Below are 19,905 nucleotides of genomic sequence, written 5' to 3' on the forward strand. Positions count from 1 at the left end.
TGCCCATGTAGGAAGAACTCGATCGGCACCACCAGTTCGAGACGGTCGCCTGGCACCTCTGCCGGCGGTTTGGGCAGGGGCCGGGCGCGTCGCCAAACGGCGCTAAGGTGGGATCCGCGCCAATCAGGAGACGAGCACGGCCCTAGTGGCGGCCGCCGCGGCGGGGGTCGCTGACTTGAAAGCCGCCGAGGCACTCCGGACGCGGGTCAGGTCTGCGGCAGGCGCAAGGGAGAAGCACTCCTCACGCTACTCGGACCGTGCGCTCATTTCCTTGTGGGCGGCGATCGTCGACCTGGGTCGTGGCGACCATGGCGTGGGCGCGCTGCTGGCCCTGCATGCGAACGAGACGACGTGGAGTGTCATCGGAGAAGTGCTCCGCCGGACGTCGGAACCGCTGGACGCATATACCCATCTCGAACGCTATTCACGCTTGGTCCACCAAGGACTTTCGATCACGGTTGAATTGTCAGGGAGCGAGCTCATTTTGCGATATCAGCAAGCGAGAGACTGTTCCAAGCAACCAACGGCCGCTTTGGCAGCTGGAGAGTTGTGGTCAATGGGCAATCTGGCGCTTGTCCCGATGCATTGGTTCGGCGCCGCAATCAGGCCCGTCTCCGCCGCGCTTCGTTGCAGCGCGCCCGCGTCCATGGCCGCCGTTAATGAGGTATTCGGCCGGACGGTGTCTTTCGACATGGACGAGTCGATGCTGGTCTATAATCGCGCTGAGTTGGAGAAGGTCCGGCGCCCTCGGAGCCACGCATCTTGACCTACCTGGGCGCCCTTGCGGAGCGGGAACTTGGCGAACTTCCTCCAGCGAACGATATAAGGGCGGTCGTCGCCGCCGAGCTGCGAAATGCTCTCGTCGGTGGGGCCCCGACGATCGATGGGGTGGCCCGTTCATTTGGCCTGTCGGCGCGCACGCTTCAGCGTCGTCTCACCGAAGCTGGGTCAACCTTCGCAACGATCTTGGACGATGTCCGCAGGCGGCGCTCAGTCGAGCTGTCCGGCGCTGGTTTCAAATGTCGCCCAGTATGTTTGCCCGTTTCGCCGGGTGCCGAATGTGAAGCGGCACTCGCTCGCGGCCGATGCGCCGCTTTGGGAACCATGAACCTGTCAATGATGACGTGCTCCTCTGCCTTGTTTTCCATAGTGGACTTCCCTTTCAAATTCCCGGAGTTCTCATTGGTGACGCCCCTTCACGAGTTGGCGATTGTCACCGCGCGGCCGACATGTTCGTCGCTCGTCAACTGATCGACGCAGAATTGCGCCACGTCGGCCCGGGAGATCTTGTGGGCGGTGTCGTGTCCCTGAAACACCTTTACGTTTCCGGTGGCGACGTCGTCGGTGAGCATCGCGGGGCGGACGATGACGAAGGCAATGCCGCTCGCCCGGACGACCGCTTCCATCGCAGCCTTGTCTTCGGTCGAGCCGCGCAGCCACGTCGGCACAATCACGTGCTCCACGAACCAACCCACCTGGTCGGCCGAGTCGCCGACCCCGAACGAGCTGATGACGATGACGCGCTTCACACCGTTTGCCTTCATCGCTGCGACGACCGCGCCGGCGACGCTGCGCTCGAGCGTCGTCTTGCGGTAGGGCGTCTTCCCGCCGATCGTATCGATCACGGCATCCTGTCCGGCCATCGCTTTGTCCACGCTCGTCTGATCGGTCGCATCCCCCGCGACGACGCGGACGTTCGCGGGTGCGCGATACGTCGTTGCATCGCGAACGAACGCGGTCACGACATGCCCGGCCGCCACGGCCCGCTCGACGACGATCGCCCCCGTCTTGCCGGCCGATCCAATGATCAGAACATTCATATTGCTTTCCTCTTTTTGGAGAGAGCCGCGGCACCGCAGCTCGCTAACGCGTCAGTTCCAGGCCGCGGGTCAGTTCAGGAGCGGAGGTCTCAATACTCCCCCCCGTCGACGGCGAGGGTGCTGCCCGTGACGAACGATGCGTCGTCAGAAACAAGGAATGCGACAGCGCCAGCGATCTCTTCCGGGCGGCCCATTCGCTGCAGAGCGGAGCCGGCCTTCATCAGGACGTCGATCGGCACCCCTTCCAGGGCTGGACGGACGTAGAGCTTACCCGTCTCTTTCGCCATGTCCGTCTCCGTGCCGCCCGGCGCCACAGCGTTGATGTTGATCCCGCGCAAGCCCAGTTCCGGCGCGAGGTTGAGAACCATCGCGGAAACCGCGGCTTTGCTCGCGGCATAGAGCGTATGATGGAAGATCGAATGGCGAGCACTGATCGAGGAGGTCAGCACCACGCGGCCGCCTGCCGTCATGTGAGGGACTGCGGCCTGGGTGACGAAGAGTTGCCCAGCGACATTCAGTGAGAATACGCGCGAAAAGTCCTCTTCGGTGATTTGGTCCAATTTTCCGAAGTGATCGATTCCTGCGTTGCTCACCAGGATGTCGATGCGACCGAACGTCTGGATGACGTGATCAACAAGCGCTCGTCGCTCCGCCGCTTTGCTGACGTCCGCCCGAAACGCGGTAGCGTTGAGTCCCTGCTCGCTCAGTTCTGAGACGAGCGCGTCGGCAGCCAATGGGCTATGAGCGTAGTTGATGACAACCGCCGCGCCCTCATTTGCGAGCCGAGTGGCGACAGCCTTGCCAATGCCTTTGCTTGCTCCGGTAATGACTGCGATCTTGTGGTCGAAACGCATATCCAGATCTCCTGTATGGCCGCCGTTTGGCGAACCTGGAAAGCGGTCTTCCCCAGGCCCGGATGTTCACATCTTGGGCGTTCAGTCCTTGAGGGTGCCCCCGAACTTCTCAGGGACCCGGTCGGCCTGTTCGGCGCCGGTCCGGATCAGGTCGAGAATCGCCTCCGCCACCCGTTCCGGCTTGTCAGGCTGCGGCGCGTGGCTGGTTTCCAGCTGCGACGCCATTTCATGACCTGTCTGCAGCGACTTCAGAAACTCGGTCGCGGTGATGAACGGATACATCGTGGAGACGACGATGCCGACGCTCGCCAGTTCGGTCCGCGCCACGGCGGAAAGCTTCGCCAGCGCAGCTTTGGAGGAGCCGTACGCACCGGACCCGGGCTGCGCGCCGAAAATGATGCCGGAGCTGACGTTGACGATGCTGCCACCCCCCTGTTGGCGCATGAAGGGAAGCACGGCCTGCATCATGAGCAGCGGCGCCACGACGTTGAGATTCAGGAGGGCGCGGAAACCCTCGGGGTCGATCTCGCCGATTGTGCTCCCGGCGCCTTGGCCGGCATTGTTCACCAGCACGTCGATACGCCCGAACCGGTCCATGGCCGCTTGCACAGCAGACGCGATCTGCGCTGCATCGGTGACGTCGCAGCGGACCGGAAGAGCCTCGCCCAGCTCCTCCGCGAGTTGGCGGATACGGTCCTCGCGGCGCGCGAGCAGCACGACCTTCGCGCCGGCGCGCGATGCGGATCGCGCCGTGGCCGCCCCGATGCCTGACGATGCGCCGGTGACGAGCACCACAGCGTTGTTGATATCCATCGAGATGGTTCCCTATCTGGTATAATCGATTGTATGCTATCAGAAGATAGTTATCATACAATAGCTATTATTTGATAAGGAACGGCGCTCCCGTGCACGACGACACCGCTAGCCTTTCCGATCTCGCAGAGCTGATCCTCGCGGTCGGGCGACTGATCCAGCCAGGGGATCAGGCGATTGGGGCATGCACGCCCATCGAGAGCAGTGTCATGCGGTTTATCAGCCGCAATCCGGGCACCTCCCCGCGCGCGGCGTCTGAAGCCACGCTCCTGACGTCCAGCAATTTCAGCAGGATCCTGCGCGGCCTTGAGGAGAAGGGGCTGGTAAGTCGCGAGCCTGACGCGAAGGATGCGCGGCGGGTAAACCTCTATCCGACGGCCCTTGCACGCGAGAGCCGGCGGCGGCTCGGCGAGGAATGGGACCGGCTATTGGGAGGAATCGAGGACGACCCTGCCAAGATCAATCATCTCACCTCGACGTTACGGCGTATCGAAGGCGAACTTGTCTCGCGCCGGCGGCGAGAGGGCGGCAGACGGCCTGCTCAGGAATAATGGCCGGTCGCTTGCGATGCGTAGCTACACGCCGAGCCCGACTACGGGCCACAGGTTGACGCCAAAGTCTTCTGAGAGGTGGTGCGCCCGGACACGCTTCGAACGTGTGGCCTTCCACCTTCGGTGGGCAACGGTCAATCTACCTACGCAACCAGACGGGGAATGGCCCTCTCGACCAATCGCAAGAATCGGGTGTTGCGAGCCCCCCCGCAACCAGACATTCCAACAAAGCCCTCGTCCGTATGAACCCGGACGAGGGCTTTTTGGGTCCAATGAACGCAACGCCCCCAGGATCACCAGCACTTCAACACCGCGCTCTGCGGCTGCCTTGATCGCATCCAGGATCGGCGGCGAGGTGAAGCCATAGGCTCGCACGAGGATCTGCTTTCGAGCTTCGCCAATCACTTGGACACGATCCCTAAAACGAGCTTTGTTCCCGAAAGGGGCTAATGGATCTCCAGGCGTCTTGCGTAGATTTTCAAGTGCTATCGCTCCTTGAAAGCCTCCGAGGTTACCTCGACGATCGGCGAGAAGACGTATTCGAGGATGCGACGGCTGTCGGTCTTGATCTCGACGGTGGCCGCCATGCCGGGCGTAAGCGGCACAGTATGGCCGTCGGCCGTCATAACGGATTTGTCGGGCGCCAGGGTCACCGGAAACACCAGGTTCTGCGTACGCTCTGCGCCCGCGAAGGTCGCACTGCTGAGCGATGCCACGGGATTGCCCTCGAGCTGCGTCGCGTCCGGCTCGGGAATGGCGTCGGTCGCGACATTGGTGACATGAGCGGTGATCGTGCCGTACCGGGTGAATGGGAAGGATTGGAGCTTGACGACGGCTTCCTGGCCCTTCTTGACGAAGCCGATGTCCGTATTGAGCACATAGACTTCGAGTTCAAGCTTGGAATCGTCGGGAACGATACGCATGACCTCTTGCCCTACGGTCACCACCTGACCCACCGTGGTCACGACGGAAGCCTGGACCGTGCCGGAAATCGGGCTGAGCATGGTCTTGCGCTCCCTCTCCGCACGCGCCTTGATCAGCTTCTCGGTCAGGTCATCGATCTGGCGCTCGGCATCGCCGAGCTTCTCGCTGTTGTCGCTGATGAACGCCTCGCGCGTCTTGTCCGTTTCCCGCTCCAGGACCGCAGCGCCGGCTTCCGCATCCGCCATCTGCCCCTCCTGGATGGCGAGCTGGGTGATCTGGTATTTGAGTGTCTCGGTGGCGTCGATGACGCTCGATTTGGTATCGGCCTGCATGGATTCCGCCGTGGTACGCATCGTGACGCGATCCTGCAGAGTCGCGATCAGGGATTTCTGCGTTTCGATGGTCGCAGCGAACCTGTCCCGCTCGATGAGCTTCTCCTCGCGCTGTGCCGTCAGCGACGCGATGGCCGAGGCCAGCTGATTGAGGTCCCCCGTGAGGATGTTCTGCTCGCGCCTGCGCAGTTGGGAATCGACGTCATCGGTCCACCCGATTGCCGGAACCGGCTCCAGTCTTTTGGAGCGTGCAGCATCGATCGCCACTCGCCGACGTGTTGCCTCGGCGGTGAAAGAGGCGACGTCCTTGGTAAGAGCTTGTTCGTCTGCGACCTCTTCGGTCGAATCGAGCTGAAGGAGGAGGTCGCCGCGCTCGACATGGGTGCCATCCGATGGCGGCATGACCCCAACTTTGCCGGTCTCGAGTGGCTGAATGACCTTGACCCTCCCGGTCGGCTGCAGCTTGCCCTGGGCCGAGGCGATGATATCGATCCGGCCGAGATAGGCCCAGGTCAGAGACGTGGCAACGAACGTGCAGATGATCACGATCAGCGCCAGCCGCACCGGCGACGGCGGCGTTTCCAGGATCTCCAGGGCGGGCGCGAGAAACTCCTGGTCGGACCGTCGGGCGCGCGGGGGCCTGGAGGGCGGTATGGGCTGGCCTGAAGTCGGGGGCGGTGTGATCGCATTCATTCAGGCACTCGCCTGATCGTTCTGCAGGGACCACAAGCGGGCATAGAGGCCGCCTGGCTTGCCCAGGAGCTCGGCATGGCTGCCGATTTCGACGATGCGGCCGTCAGCCATGCCGACGATGCGGTTGCAGGGCCTGACCGCCGCCAGGCGGTGTGCGATGATGATCACCGTCCGGTTCTGGACGATCTGGCGCATGTTGGTCTGGATGACGCGTTCGCTTTCATAGTCGAGCGCCGACGTCGCCTCGTCGAAGATGAGGATGGGCGGATTGGTGGCGAGCGCACGGGCGATGGCGATACGCTGGCGTTGTCCGCCCGAGAGATTGGCGCCGCGCTCCTCGATCACGGTGTCATAGCCCTGGGCGAGCTTGGCGATGAACTCGTCGGCGCCGGCAAGACGGGCGATGGCGATGACATTGGCGCGCGGAAGCGCCGGATTGGCGAAGGCGATGTTCTCGTGGATCGTCCGGTTGAACAGGAGATTTTCCTGCAGGACGACGCCGATCTGGCTGCGCAGCCAGGCGGGGTCGACCTGAGACAGGTCCATGCCGTCGAGCAGAATCTGTCCTTCCTCCGGCATGTAGAGCCGCTGGATCAGCTTGGTGAGGGTCGACTTGCCCGAACCCGAGGCCCCGACGATGCCGATCACCTCACCGGGCCGGATCGACAGCGACACCGATTTGAGGACTTCCTGCGCCCCCGGACGGTAGCGGAAGGTGATATTGCGCAGTTCGACCGCTCCCTTTGGCGTGGGGAGCACGAGACTCGTCTGCGGCGCGCGTTCGGTCGGCGTGTTCAGAATGTCGCCGAGCCGATCGATCGAGATCTGCACCTGTTGAAAATCCTGCCAGATCTGGGAGAGGCGCAGAACGGGCTGGACGGTTTGCCCGGCGATCATGTTGAAGGCGACGAGCGCGCCGACCGACAATTCGCCGTCGATCACCGCCTTGGCGCCGAACAGGAGCAGGAGCGCGGTCGAGAGCTTGCTGAGATATTGAATGGCGTTCTGGCCGCCGGCGCTGAGCATGGTGGCATCGAAGGCCGTTCGAACATAGGCCGCGAGCCGTTCTGCCCATTGAGCCTGCATCACAGGCTCGACCGCGCCGGCCTTGACGGTGTGGATACCGACGATCGCCTCCACCAGGAATTGCTGGCTGACAGCGCCGCGGTTGAATTTCTCCTTGATCATCTCGCGCAGGGAGGGCCGAACCAGGAAGCCGATGAGGATATAGAGGGGGATCGATCCCACCACGATCAGCGTCAATTTCCAGGAATAGGCGTAGAGCACGGCAATGAAAACGACGGTGAATACGAGATCGATGGCCGAGAACAGCCCTTGCCCGGTCAGAAAATTGCGGATCGTCTCGAGTTCCCTGACGCGGGCGACCGTCTGCCCGGCCGAACGCGTCTCGAAATAGCCGAGCGGCAGCCGCAGCAAGTGCTGGAACAGTTTCTGTCCGAGCTCGACGTCGATACGATTGGTGGTGTGGGACAGGGCATAGCTGCGCAGATATTGCAGCGCGACATCGAACAAGCCGATGATGGCGATGCCGGCGACGAGAACGAACAGCGTCGAATAGCCCTTGTGGGTCAAGACCTTGTCGACGACGACCTGAAAGAACAAGGGCGTGACCAGGGCGAAGATCTGCACGAACAGGGAAGCCAGCAGCACATGCGCCAGCGGTTCGCGGTAGCGCCAGATCGACGGCAGGAACCAGGCAAGGCCGAAGGTGCGGGGATCGGATCCCGCACCGCGGAGGCGGCGACCAACCAGGATGACCTGGGAACCGATCTCCTCGAGCAATGCCTCGACGGTCAGTTCCTTGTCGGTGCGGGTGACCGGATCAACCAGCCGAAACCTGCCGCTCGGATTCTTGCCGCCGAAGACGTGGAACGAACCATCCCTGATCCGAACAATGGCGGGAACAGGAATCGTTTCGAGCCGCTTGGCCGTGAGCTTGCCGACAATGCGGGCCTTGAGGCCGACGAGGCCGGCAGCCCGGACGAGATCGCGTTCGCCGGCGAGACGGCCGGTCAGCGCCAACTCCTTGGCGAGATGTTTCGGGTCGGCCGCAATTCTGAAAAAGGCGGCAATGCCGCAAAGCGCCCGCAGGCCTGAGTCGGGCTGCTCGGGCGGGGCATCGATCGTGCCGGAGCTGTCTACCGACATCCGTTATCCGAAGAAAAGACAGTGATCGTGTTCGTCGCTTCGACGACATGGCGCGTGACGGTGAATCTCTCCGGCAATTGGACAAGCAGCTTCGTGAGAGCTTGGCCGCGATACCGGTGCCGTGTCTTCATCCGCATCATTGAGGATGGCCGTTCTTCGGGAGATGAAGATCGCTGGCTGTGCCGAAGCCAATGTCATGGATCTTGTCGAGAACCGATGCCTCAAAGGTCGCCGCGCCTGCCTGCGTCCATGGCGCCAGGAGGTTGATCCAATCGTCAAAAAAATGGTGGAGGGAAGGCTGGATGGAGTCTTGGAGGTTGGAGGCAAAGGACGCTACATCCGTCTCGATGGCGGCAATCGGTTGAGTTGCGGCAGGTGAATAGACGAAGCGATCCGCCCACCCGGCGGCGGCACCCAGCGCATGAGCCAAGCCAAGATCATCGGTCGACCCTTGCTGGGATGTTTGATCCACGTCATGGCCGATGGGCGCGTGGTTGACGTCGAGCAAGGCGAGAAGGCTTTGCGGTAAGGATTGATTCGACATTGGAAACCCGATCACAACCTGAGGCAGAAATAGTGCCGGAAATTAAGCTGTCCAAATGGCTTCCCGCGGCCTGAATGGCGGCAGATGACACCGCGAGCGCCATCTGACGTTTGCTTGGCGGAAATCTCAGGTGAAGTGGAAATTGCTTTGCTGCAGACTGGCCACCGTCGTGTTCTTCAACGTAATGCTGTCATTGGCATCGGCGGTTATGATCACATCACTGCCGGATTGTGTCGAAGCGGCCAGAAGGTGAGCCCAATCGGCAAATACGGTATGATTGATATCAATCTGGTCGGCCGCCGTTCCGGATGGCGTATAGCCGGTAACGGTGTCGTGGCCGAAACTCGGCGCGAACACGAAGGTATCGTTCCCTCCAGACAGGGAAACGGACGAGTCATGACCGATCGTGATCGTGTTGGCATCGCCGTTAACCGTCAAGCCAATATCGGTGCTGAGATTGATCGAGGTGTTCGAGGTGTCCAAACTTGCTGTCGTCACACTCGACCCTGTATTTGCCAAGCTTACAGCTTTGTCGAGTTGTGTGCCTGCGCCATCCAGGTCGGTAACGGTGTGAACGCGCAAGCCATCGGCCGCCACGGTCGTCACATCTGACGTTACCTTGTCGAACGCGCCATCCCCGTCACTATCGACCGACGTTGTCTTCGACAGACCATCGGCCGTGATGGTCGAAACCGTTTCGTTTCGCAGCGAGCCGTCGGCATTCCTGTCCTGTACAGTCGTTGTGACTGAGTTATCCGCGTTCACGACCATAGCGGAGGTCTCAATGCTGTCGAAGACGCCGCTGCCGGTGCTGTCGGTCTGAATGGTCTTGTTTCGACCGTCCGCACTCGTCGTCGTCACCGTCTCATCAAGAAGTTTCCCCTCATAGCCGGTATCGATCACCGTCTCTGTTCGGCTGCCATCGGCGTTGACGATCACACCATCGGTCTCAACGCTATCGAGTTCGCTGGCTCCATTATAGGTGGTCGTGGTGGTCTTGCTCAGGCCGTCGGCGCTGGCGCTCACGACAATCTGGTTGATGGTGGAACCGTCCCTCGCAAAATTGGTAGTCACAGTCGTGCTTGAACCGTCTGCATTGACAACTTCGGTCGCTGAATAGTCGTCGATGCCATTGCCGTCGCGGTCGATATCGACCGTCTCGGTATGGCCATCGGCGCTCACCGTATTCACCGTCCTGTCCATGAGAGAGCCGTCGGCCTCGAAGTCGGATACGGTTTCCGTCGTCGAGCCGTCGGCATTGACTACCTTGTCGTCGGTTTGCGACCGATTGAAGGTGCCGTCGCCGGCATCGTCATATTCGATGGTCCGATCCAACCCGTCGGCGCTCACCGTGACGATGTTCTCGAATGCTTCACTACCGTCCGTGTTGTCGCCGACGATATCCGTGGTCGTGGAGCCGTCGGCGTTGCTGACAACGCTCTGATGCACCAGATAGCCGCTGCTATCCTGTACCAGGGTGGCGTCGCCGACCTGCCCGGTCGTACCGTCTGCTTTGGTATAGGTACTGGTCGCATTGATGGCGGAGCCGTCGTTGAAGATCTCTCCGCTTCCGGTGGAACTGAGATTGATCGACGTGATGCCGAGCGAGTCCAGCGAGACGAGCTTGCCGTTGACCATGACCTTGAATTTTGTCCAGTCTGCGTCGCCATCGTCGAGCTCACCGTCATTGTTGGTATCGAACACATCCTTGAGCGCCTGCAGATCGCTTGTGGCGGTCGGGTCCCAGTCGGTAAAGACGTATTCGTCGCTTTGCGTGATCTGGCCGTCCCCATTGAGGTCGACAACCAGAACGCCATTTCCGGCACCCGCCCAGGCCGTCCGCTGCTGCGAGCCATCACCGCTGTTATCGACGAACTGAGTGGATGAAGACAGGGGCGTGATCGACAGGCCGTCGCCTGCAAGGTCGAGGATGACGGGCGTGGGCGATGAGCCCACGGTCGAACCATGGGACAGCACGGCATCCGGTGTCAGGGCACCTCCGTAAGGAGCCCAGTTGGAGCCGCCGCCGGGATAAAAGAACGTCATCATCTCGCCTTTAACCCCGTAACCCAGATTAACCTGGCCCCCGTTACTGAAATTGGCCTGTTCCTGAACGATGGAGCCGGCAGAGTTGTAGGTTTCTATCTCCCGTGTTGCGTTGGGATAGCCCGGAATGTTGTAGAGGAATATCTGGCGCGTTCCATCGGAAGAGGTAATGTCCTGCTTGGTCCAAACGCCCTGTGCTGTCGTTGTATTGATTGTCTTGTCGACCACTCCGCCACTTGCGTTAAGATCGGTGATCGTCTCCGTATGTGTGCCGTCGGCGTTTGTTACCCAGGTATCAATGTGACTGACATAGCCCGCGTTGGTGCTGTCTTCCCGGAGACTTGTTGTGAGCCCATCGGCGCTAACCGTCTCTGTCCCCGTAGCGATTACCGCCCCGCTCGCGTTTACATCCTGTATGGTCGCAATCTGCGAGCCATCGATCTGCTTTTGCCACACTTCGGTATGCTCATACGTTCCGTTGCCATCATAATCGGATTGCACCGTCTTGGTGAGACCATCGGCACTCACGGTGATGATGCTCTTGGCCGGCACGGCCGAGTTCCAGAGCGTAACGCCAGCCACCGGCGAGGGGCTCGTGGTCCCGGCCGCTTTGATCAAGGTGACGCTGCTTCCCGCCTCCACCGTGATGGCTGCTGAGCTCGTCGTGATCTGATTGCCCGTGCCGCTGACGTCGATGACATCGCCTGTACCCGTAGCGTTGATCGTATTGTTTCCTTGCAACGTGATTGCGTCATTGTTGCCCGCGATCGTGCCGCCGGCACCGCTTTCGACCGTCACCGATCCGGCGCCGCCTGTCACCGACACCGTCTCTCCCGATCCGGTGATGTCGATGGTGTCGGTCGCACTCGACACCGTCACCGTGCCGGTCCCCTTCACCGTGACGGTGTCGTTGGTGCCGGTAAGGGTCAGAACGGCACCGTTTTCGACGGTCACCGCCGCGTTCGAAAGGCTCACGACGTTCCCGACGCCCGTAACATCGAGTGTGCCGCCACTTGCCGTCCCACTCAGCGTATCGCTGCCGCTCACTGTAATGGCGTCATTGGACCCGGAGAGCGCCGCGACGATGGACGCGCCCAGCTTCACTGTACCGTTCGACACGTTCGCCGTGTTGCTGGCGCCGCTGGCGATCGTCACCGTGGCGCCTGAGCCCGTGGCCGTGACATGGTTCGAGTTGCCGGCCACCGAGACCGTGCCGCCGCCGGCGACGTTGATGGTGTTGCTGGCGCCCGTCACCGTCGCGCCGCCGCTCGCCCCGACATTGATCGTCGCCGAGCCGACCGTCAGCGCATCGCCGGTGCCGTTCACGGTCACCGTGTCGCCGGTGCCCGACAGCGTCAGCGTCGCCCCGCCCTGGACCGTTACGCTGTCGCTGTTGCCCGTCACCGTGCCGCCGGCACCGGTCTCCACCGTCACCGTGCCCGAGCCGGGGGTGATCGTCACCGTCTCGCCGGCTCCGGTCATGTCGATGGTGTCGGTTGCGCTCGACACCGTCACCTTGCCTGCGCCGTTTACCCGCACCGTATCGTTGGTGCCCGTCAGCGTGAGCACGCCGCCCGTCTCGACCGTCACGGCCGAGTTGGAGAGCGTCGCCGTGTCGCCCGTGCCGGTGACGTCAAGCGTGTAACCCGTGCCGGTCACCGACAGCGTGTCGCTGGTGCCTTCGATCAGCGCGTCGTTCGATCCCGACACCGTCAGCGACACCGAGCCGCCCAGGCCGACCGTGCCGTTCGACACGGTGACCGTGTCGCTGGCGCCGCTGGCGATCGTCACGGTGGCGCCCGGACCCGTCGCCGTGACATGGTTCGAGTTGCCGGCCACCGACACCGAGCCGCCGCCGGCGACGTTGATGGTGTTGTTGGCGCCCGTCACCGTCGCGCCGCCGCTCGCCCCGACATTGATCGTCGCCGAGCCGACCGTCAGCGCATCGCCGGTGCCGTTCACCGTTACCGTGTCGCCGGTGCCCGAGAGTGTCAGCGTCGCGCCGCCCTGGACCGTTACGCTGTCGCTGTTGCCCGTCACCGTGCCGCCGGCACCGGCCTCCACCGTCACCGAGCCCGAGCCGGGGGTGATCGTCACCGTCTCGCCGGCGCCCGTCATGTCGATGGTGTCGGTCGCGCTCGACACCGTCACCTTGCCCGCGCCGTTCACCTTCACCGTATCGTTGGTGCCCGTCAGCGTGAGCACGCCGCCCGTCTCGACCGTCACGGCCGAGTTGGAGAGCGTCGCCGCATCGCCCGTGCCCGTGACGTCGAGTGTGTAGCCGGTGCTGGTGGTTGTCAGTGCGTCGTTCGTGCTCTCCTGGACAGCATTCCAGCTGCCGGTGACCGTAATTGTCGTGGAACCGCCAAGGCTGAGTGAGCCGCCTGTGATCGTCGCAGTCTCGCCACTCCCGGTCATCGAAACGGTAGCGCCCGATCCTGAGACAACGACCGTATTGCTATTGCCACTTGCGGCGAGGATGCCGTCACCCGTTATATTGATCGTATTATGCGTCCCGGAGACAGCGACACCGCCGCCTGCATCAATATTGATCACAGATGAACTTGCGGTCAAGGTGTCGCCGACACCTTCGACATCGATGATGCTTCCGGTTCCTCCTGCTATGCTCAGGACGGCATTGCTGTCGAGATCGAAGATGTTGCCCGTGCCTGTGATCGAGGCTGTCTCACTGGCGTTGGCCAAACTGAGGACGTTGCCGTTCCCCGTGATCGTGGCTGTTCCGTTCGAATTTGCGACATTCGCCCGGACACCGTCGCCGAAAATGGTGGTCGCCGACGAAGCTATCCCGCCCGAGGTGGACGGAGCTTGCGTGGTGACCATTGAGGATGACCGACCGTTGGCGCTGACATTTATGACAACGGTCTGCTTCAACGAGCCGTCTTGGTTGAGATCGGTGATCGTCTCCGTGCGGCTGCCGTCGATCGCCTCTACCGACGTATCGATGTGATTGATGACGCCGGAATTTTCGGAATCCTCCTTAAGCGTCGTGGTCAGGCCATCGGCACTGATGGTTTCGGTACCTTTTGCGATGACCACGCCGCTCGCATTGACGTCTTGAATGAGACCGACCTGGGAGCCATCAATTTGCGTATGCCAGGTCTCGGTATGTTCAAACGTCCCGTTGCCGTCATAATCGGACTGCACCGTCCGGGTGAATCCGTCGGCGCTGACTGTGGTGATTGTCTCCACAGCGATAGTCGGATTGATCGTGGTTACGCCAGAAGCCCCCGAAGCATTGGTAAGCGATTGCTTCATGGAATCGACCTGAAACGCAAGGGCAGCGTTCGTCGGATCGCTGCTTCTCAAAGCAGAAGTCCAAGTGACCAACCCCGGACTGGAAGAAAGCTCCAAGGCGATATTGGTAGAGACCGTACGTCCAGACCTCGAATCGATATAGGTATTCGGATTGGAAACAGTCGTCGTTGTTGATCCGTCGGGATTTTTTGTCACCGTCGTCGTTTTGTATGCCGTGCTATTGTAAGAGTACCCGGGGATTATGGTTGTCTCACCGGTATGAGGGTTCGTTGATTCAGATTGCGGAACATTTGTCACCACGACAAATGGCTGCGTCGTTGTCTGTGTCCGCCCATCCGCGCTGACAGTCGTCGTAACGGTCTCCAAGTTGATCGGTGACATCGTCGTCGTACCGCCCCCCGTCGGAGCGGCATTGCCCGTGGCGCTTGCCACCGTCTGGTAACTATAGGCCTCGCTGGGAGGAGATGTGCCCCCGCCGGAAGCCGCTGTCGGGAAGGGAGCGTTCGTTCCCCCGAGTTGGCCGATCGCTGCGGCCAGATCCGATCTGAACTGCTGCTGATCGGCGTTCACGTAGGATGTCGTCACCCCGCTGGCGGACTTGGTACTCACCGCCGTGTCGGTAATAGAGTCGCTGGACGAGCCGTCCGCATTCAGCGTCACGGTTTCCGTACGCATGCGATCGACAATGCCGTCGCCGTCGGTATCCCACAGGGTTGTCGTCACGAGGCCGTCGGCGCTGACTTCGACGACTTCCTGGTCCTGCTCGACGCCACTGGCGCCGAAGTCTGTCGTGATCCGGGTCGTACTCCCGTCCGCCGCTTTGATCGTCGCTTCGGTCTGGTCGACCTGTCCGTCTCCATTGGCGTCGCGGCTGATTTCAACGACACTCTGATTGGCACTCGTTAGGGTAACCGTCTTATCCCTGAGCGATCCATCGGCATTGAAATGGCTGGTGGTGGCGGCGGTGGAGCCATCAGCCAGGGCGACGCTGCTGTTATCGGTCGACTCGGTAAAGTTCCCTGTGCCGTTCGGATCCTTCTCTACGGTTGTGGAGAGGCCGTTGGCGCTGGTGACAATCACGGCCTTGGCAATGAGCGAGCCATCGGCATTCGTATCCGTGATCGTCTGCGTCTTGGAGCCGTCAGCGTTGACGACAGTGATATTGCTCGACAGCTGAGTGTAGGTGCCCGTCCCACCGGCATCGAGTTTACCGCTCTGAATCAGGCCGTCGGCACTGGTTGTGGTTTGGTATCGGCTGCTGAGCGTCCCGCCCGAATAGTTGCTGACAGTCTCTGTTTTCGATCCATCCGTGTTCAGCACCGTCTGGTCGGTCTTGCTCTCTCCGAATGTTCCGGCACCGGCGAGATCCCATTGCGTCGTCGTGGTCAATCCGTCCGCGCTGGTGGTAATGACCTCCTGATCCTTGGCCGTCGCCGTATATGCCGGGTTGGCGGAGGTCGTGCTGCCACCGGTCAAGGTCGAATCGGTGATGGTCTCGACCTTTGAACCATCGGCATCGAGCACGGTGACGTCCGTCCTCTGCTCATCTGCCAGGCCGTCGCCGCTGGTGTCGATCTGAATTGTCTTGGAAAGACCGTTCGCGCTCACGGTTTCGGCCGTGGTATCGATCGAGCCCCAGCTGCGCCCCGTAATCGAGTGCACCGTCCCGTCCATGCTGACGGTCGTCACGGAACCGTCTGCGTTGGTCCTGGTGACGATGGTCTGATCGACAACGCCATCCCCGTTGATGTCCTTTTGAACGGTCTGGGTCAGCTGGTTTGCGCTGGTCGTGGTCGTCGTCTTGTCGTGCAAGCTGCCGTTCGCATTGAGGTCCGAGACGACCTCGACGGTCGAGCCGTCGGCATTCAGCGTCTTTACATCGGTCTCGGTCCGATCGAAAGTGCCGTCACCATTCGCGTCTGCCTGGATCGTTTTAGATAGTCCATTCGCGCTTGTGATGACGACCATCATGTCTTGCAGTGTGCCGTCGGCTCGAAAATCCGAGATCGTCTCCGTCTTCGAACCGTCGGCGTTGAGGGCGGTGACATCGCTCGATGATTGATCAACGGTGCCATTGCCGTCGAGATCGGTCTGAACCGTCGTCGACAAGCCGGTGGCGCTCACGGTTCTGATGGACTTCGAAGTCGGATTTCCGCCGGTGTCGAACGTTGAAGTGGTCGTCGTCGTCGAACCATCCGCATTAACGACGGTCGTCTTGGTCTCATCCGTCGACCCGTCGCCATTGTTGTCGATCGTCGTCGTGACCGTTTTGCGATCAGCGCTCGTCACCGTGGCTCTCTTGTCCAAGAGAGTGCCGTTCGCGGCATAGTCCGTGATCGTCTCCGCGCGTGTTCCGTCGGCTCCTATGGAGACCACGTCCCATTTGGTATCCTCCGCCGTGCCGCCGCTACCGACATAGGACGCCACCGATTTCCACAAGCCATCGGCGCCTGTCGTCGTCACGGTCTGGTCGATAAGCGAGGTACCGTCACCGTTGTAGGTCGAAACCGTTTGGGTTTTCGATCCGTCGGCATTGAGCGCTGTAACGTCTGTCGTCTCGCTGTCGAAAACGCCGTCACCATTCTGGTCCGTCTGCGTCATCGACCAGAGGCCGTTGCCGCTGGTGATCGTGACGGCTTTCGACAAAAGCGAGCCATTGCCGCTATATGCCGATATCGTCTCCGTTTTCGATCCGTCCGCGTTCAACACCGTGACGTCCGTGGTAGAACCATCGTAGGTTCCGTCACCTGTCACATCGGTCCCAATCGTCTTGCTGAGACCGTTGGCGCTGGTCGTGGTAACGGTCTTCGATTTCAAGGAGCCATCGGCATTCGTGTCGGTTGCCGTCAGCGTCGTCGAGCCATCGGCGTTTAGGACCGATATGTCCGTCTCGTCGACATGGCCGTCGCCGTTGCTGTCGATCGTCTCCGTGGTCGTCTTGTGATCCGCGCTGAGCGTGGTCACCGTCTGAGACAGCAGGGTGCCGTTGCCGCTCTTGACGGAGACCGTCTCGGTCCGACTGCCGTTCGTGTTCAGGACCACCGCATCCGTTGTCACCCGGTCGAACGCGCCGTCGCCGGTGACGTCCTGCTGGGCGGTTTGCGTCAGTCCGTTGGCGCTCGTCGTCGTCACGCTCTTGTCGATCAGCGATCCGTTGGCGCTGGTGTCGGTGAGGGTCTTGGTGCTCGAGCCATCGGCATTGACGAGCGTGACGCTTGTCTCGATCGCATCGTATGTGCCGTCGCCGTCGACATCCTTCTTCACCGTCATCGACAACCCGTCGGCGGAGGTCGTGCTCAATGTACGGCTGGTCAGCGTGCCATTGGCGCTGAAGTCGGAGACGGTCGTCGTCGAACCGGCGGCGTTCACGACGATCGTCTTGGTCTCGTCCGTCGCACCGTCTCCGTTCGCGTCCGTCGTCGTCGTGATCGTCTTGCCGTCCGCGCTCGTCACCGTCACGCTCTTGTCCAGAAGCGTGCCGTTGCCGCTGTAATCCGTGATCGTCTCCGTGCGCGAGCCATCCGCTCCGACAGCCGAGACGTCCCAATTGGTGTCCCGGGCGGTGCTGCTGCCGTCGAGATAATATGCGACCGATTTCCACAAACCATCCGCGCTGATGGTGGTTGTGGTGGTATCCTCCAACGTGCCGTTTGCGCTTTCGTCTTGAACCGTTGTGGAAACCGAGCCGTCGGCATTCACGACGATGGAAGTCACCTCGACAAGATTGAAAACGCCGGAGCCCGAATTATCGATCTGAACCGTCTTGGAGCGGGCATCGGCACTCGTCGATGTTATCTTTTCCGATAACAAAGTTCCATCCGCGCTCTTCTCCGTCACCGTCTCCGTTCTGCTGCCGTCCCCATTCACGACAATCGTATCGACGTTTATACGATCGAAAATGCCCGACCCGCTATCATCGGTCTGAGTTGTCTTCGTGAGCCCGTCCGCCGATGTCGTTACCAGCGCCTCACGTTCGGTCGAACCATTGGGAGCTAGATATTTGGTCGTCGTACTTGTGGAACCATCGGAACTCGTAACGAAGATCTCGGATTGGTCGTAGACGCCGTCACCATTCTGATCCAACAGCGTCGTTACGGTTTTTGTATCGGCGCTCGTTGTCGTGACGGTTTTGTATTTTAGCGAGCCATCTACATTGAAATCCGATACAGTTTCCGTAACCGACCCGTCAGCATTGTCAACGATATCGTCCGTTTGCGAGCGATCGAACACGCCATCGCCGTTGTCGTCATACTTTGTGGTTGTATCAAGACCATCTGCACTGACGGTGACAAGGTTCTCGAACGCCTCGGAGCCATCGGCATTGTATCCGAGGATCTCAGTGGTCACCGAACCGTCAGCATTGTCGGTCACCGTCTGATGAATGATATACCCGTTCGAATCCGTCGCGAAGGTGGCGTCGCCGACGGCCCCGGTAGTGCCATCGGTCTTTGTATAGGTCGTCGTCCCTGTAATGGCCGAGCCGTCCACGAAGGTCTCGCCGCTGCCGGTGGGAGTAAGATCGATCGACTGGATACCAAGAGAAGACAAACTCTCGAGCTGACCGTTGACCATGATCTTGAAGTCGGCCCAGTCGGCATCACCGGCGTCTAGTTTGCCGTCGTGATTGGTATCGAAGACATCCTTGAGCGCCTGAAGATCGCTTGTCGCGCTTGGATCCCATTCGGTGAAAATATACTGATTTTTCCGTTCTATAGTTCCGGTGTTATCGAAATCGAGTACGAGCACGCCATTGCCGATGCCCGCCCAAGCGGTCCTGTATTGATAGGGATTACCATTAAGGGTGACAAATTTTGTTGATGACGAGATGGGATTAATTTTCAGACCTTTGCCACCCAGGTCCAAAATTACCGGTCCGTCACCGCCCGGGTCGCCGGGGTCGCTGCCATCGCCGGGGTCGCCGGGGTCGCTGCCATCGCCGGGGTCGCCGCCGCCGTAATCTCCGCTACCGTTATCGGATCCGAAGCCAAGCGCCGCTGCCAAGCCTCCAATTGCGCCGCCGATATCACCGCCTATCGCTCCCAAGGCGCCACCAATGTCACCACCGATCGCGGATACCGCGCCTCCGATGGCATCGCCCACGCCCTCCGCAGCCTCGCCAATATCAGAAACTGCGGTCTCGACAGCAGTCACCCCGAGGGCAGCGACACCCACCACTGCACCGACCGCTACGCCGACGATTCCCCCGACGAATGTGCCAGTTATAGCGCCTATGGTGCCGCCGAAACTGGAGGAAACACCAAGTCCATAATTCGCGGGGAGACCAGCCGCGATATTAGCTTGTTGTGCGGCAAATATATCTCTGACGGCCTTGTCGGGAATGCCGGCCAGGTCGCTATCCTTATCGGGATCAACGGCATTGGCAGCCGTCCAGGCCGCCACTTTTGCGGCGGACGGTCCCTCCTCGTTCGTGTCCGCCATCATAGCCGAGTACGCCGACGCTAAAGATCGATCATTTCCCAACTGAGACTCGTATCCGAGAGCGTCGGACACGGAGTCGTTATGAACCCTGAAGCCCCCAGCAACATACGTATGAAACTCACTAACCTCGAAATTATATGATCGCCAACCTCTTTTGATGCGAGGCGCCAGTGCAGAGCTTCCAGTGGTAGGGTAAATGCATTCTTCGGCTTCCTCAAAAAGCCGGCGAGTATCTTCAGAGTATATAATCTTTACCGCTGTTACCGCTTCCAGATGGCCGGAATCAGTAACTACGAAACCTCTCCGGTCTACAATACTGTCAATTTGCTCAAATTTTCCAAATTCATTTAGAAAATTATGACTGGGTGTAACCACCGTGCCATTCGACAATACCAGCCATTCCTGTGTGATCCCCCTAAAGATACGAGATACCGCTTTGGGGAT

10 protein-coding genes are annotated in these 19,905 nt (G+C 60.7%); 2 read left to right on the forward strand and 8 right to left on the reverse strand.

Annotated elements, in window-relative coordinates; translation table 11 throughout:
* Positions 1 to 145: 145 nt before the first annotated feature.
* Positions 146 to 766, forward strand: coding sequence for an AraC family transcriptional regulator ligand-binding domain-containing protein (locus J3R73_RS05350; protein WP_307423346.1), 621 nt, complete (start codon positions 146 to 148; stop codon positions 764 to 766).
* A gap of 430 nt (positions 767 to 1,196) precedes the next feature.
* On the opposite strand, the gene J3R73_RS05355 is transcribed toward J3R73_RS05350, so the two are convergent.
* The 3 genes from J3R73_RS05355 to J3R73_RS05365 form a co-directional block, all read right to left on the reverse strand.
* Positions 1,197 to 1,820 carry an NAD(P)-dependent oxidoreductase gene (locus tag J3R73_RS05355; RefSeq protein WP_307423349.1) on the reverse strand — a complete coding sequence of 208 codons (624 nt, stop codon included), beginning with the start codon at positions 1,818 to 1,820 and terminating at the stop codon, positions 1,197 to 1,199.
* Between the two features lie 89 nt (positions 1,821 to 1,909).
* A complete protein-coding gene (locus J3R73_RS05360; RefSeq protein WP_307423352.1) occupies positions 1,910 to 2,674 on the reverse strand; it encodes an SDR family NAD(P)-dependent oxidoreductase in 765 nt (254 codons plus the stop codon).
* 81 nt (positions 2,675 to 2,755) lie between these two features.
* Complete coding sequence (locus J3R73_RS05365; protein ID WP_307423354.1) at positions 2,756 to 3,487, reverse strand: SDR family oxidoreductase; 732 nt, start codon at positions 3,485 to 3,487, stop codon at positions 2,756 to 2,758.
* A gap of 92 nt (positions 3,488 to 3,579) precedes the next feature.
* Between J3R73_RS05365 and J3R73_RS05370 the strand changes: the two genes are divergently transcribed.
* Positions 3,580 to 4,038, forward strand: a complete 459-nt coding sequence (locus J3R73_RS05370) for a MarR family winged helix-turn-helix transcriptional regulator (RefSeq protein ID WP_307423358.1) — start codon at positions 3,580 to 3,582, stop codon at positions 4,036 to 4,038.
* 24 nt (positions 4,039 to 4,062) lie between these two features.
* On the opposite strand, the gene J3R73_RS31615 is transcribed toward J3R73_RS05370, so the two are convergent.
* The 5 genes from J3R73_RS31615 to J3R73_RS05390 all read right to left on the reverse strand — a co-directional run bounded on the left by J3R73_RS31615 (position 4,063) and on the right by J3R73_RS05390 (position 19,464).
* On the reverse strand, positions 4,063 to 4,443 hold the full coding sequence (locus J3R73_RS31615; protein ID WP_503128786.1) for a phospholipase D-like domain-containing protein: 381 nt from the start codon (positions 4,441 to 4,443) through the stop codon (positions 4,063 to 4,065).
* 80 nt (positions 4,444 to 4,523) lie between these two features.
* On the reverse strand, positions 4,524 to 5,987 hold the full coding sequence (locus J3R73_RS05375) for an HlyD family type I secretion periplasmic adaptor subunit (protein WP_307423362.1): 1,464 nt from the start codon (positions 5,985 to 5,987) through the stop codon (positions 4,524 to 4,526).
* Positions 5,988 to 8,156 (reverse strand): type I secretion system permease/ATPase, encoded by a 2,169-nt coding sequence (locus tag J3R73_RS05380; protein WP_307423365.1) that lies wholly within the window; start codon positions 8,154 to 8,156, stop codon positions 5,988 to 5,990.
* A gap of 136 nt (positions 8,157 to 8,292) precedes the next feature.
* Positions 8,293 to 8,700, reverse strand: a complete 408-nt coding sequence (locus tag J3R73_RS05385) for a hypothetical protein (protein ID WP_307423368.1) — start codon at positions 8,698 to 8,700, stop codon at positions 8,293 to 8,295.
* A 126-nt stretch (positions 8,701 to 8,826) separates the two neighbouring features.
* Positions 8,827 to 19,464, reverse strand: coding sequence for an SPM autocatalytic domain-containing protein (locus tag J3R73_RS05390; protein ID WP_307423371.1), 10,638 nt, complete (start codon positions 19,462 to 19,464; stop codon positions 8,827 to 8,829).
* Positions 19,465 to 19,905 lie beyond the last annotated feature (441 nt).

It is taken from the genome of Labrys monachus (genome assembly GCF_030814655.1).
GTDB classification, from domain to species: domain Bacteria; phylum Pseudomonadota; class Alphaproteobacteria; order Rhizobiales; family Labraceae; genus Labrys; species Labrys monacha.